The sequence below is a fragment of the Salinicola sp. MH3R3-1 genome, from assembly GCF_001937155.1.
Classification (GTDB): Bacteria; Pseudomonadota; Gammaproteobacteria; order Pseudomonadales; family Halomonadaceae; genus Salinicola; species Salinicola halophyticus.
Map to the genome: position 1 here is coordinate 1 of NZ_MSDP01000066.1, position 794 is coordinate 794.

Annotated in this window: 1 protein-coding gene; it reads right to left on the reverse strand. The window is 64.6% G+C overall.

The genetic code is table 11. From position 1 onward, the window contains the following. Positions 1-794, reverse strand: a 794-nt coding sequence (locus tag BTW08_RS18305) for an Ig-like domain-containing protein (protein ID WP_210403279.1), incomplete at both ends; no start/stop codon positions are given.

Below are 794 nucleotides of genomic sequence, written 5' to 3' on the forward strand. Positions count from 1 at the left end.
AATGTCGTTGCCATCGGCATTGGGCGCGGTTGCGTCGACCGTTGCCGTGGCTTCAGGGCTGACGTTACCGCTGGCATCGGTTGCGGTGGCGTTGACTTCGGTCCCGTCGGGTAGCGGCTCGTCTGGCGTGAACGACCAGCTACCGTCGTCAGGATCGGCATCGACGCTGCCGATCGGGGTGCCATCTGCGTCGGTCAACGTGACCGTGCTGCCGGGCTCGGCGGTACCGGTGATCTCGTCTCCATTGGTCGGTTCGATCATCGGGGCCGCAGGGGCCGTCGTGTCGAACGTCAGCGTAAACGTCGGGCTGGTGGCAGAAACGTTGCCTGCGATATCAGTCGCGGTGGCAGTGAAGACAGTTTCACCGCCAAACAGCTGATCCGCCTCATTGGTGGCGAACTGCCAGTCGCCGTTGCCATCGGCCGTGGTAGTGCCCAGGTTTCGACCGTCGGCGTAGACGGTCACGATGGCATTGGATTCGGCGCTGCCGATCAGCGTCGGCGTCACGTCGTTGGTCATATCGCCTCCGCCGATTGGCCCGGCGGGAGGAACGTCGTCTTCGGCGCCTTCAATCACGGGGGCTTCCGGGGCGGTCAGATCGACCGTCACCGCACCGAGGTTGCCGGTGCCGCCGGTGTTGCCCGCGGCATCGGTCTGACGAACCTGCACGGCGTCAGCGTCATAGACGTCTTCCGGCAGTTCGAAGCTGTTGCCCATGCCGGTTGTCCAGCTATCGCCGCCATCGGTGGAATATTCCCAGGTGGCGCCGTCCTCGAGGCCACCGACATTGACCG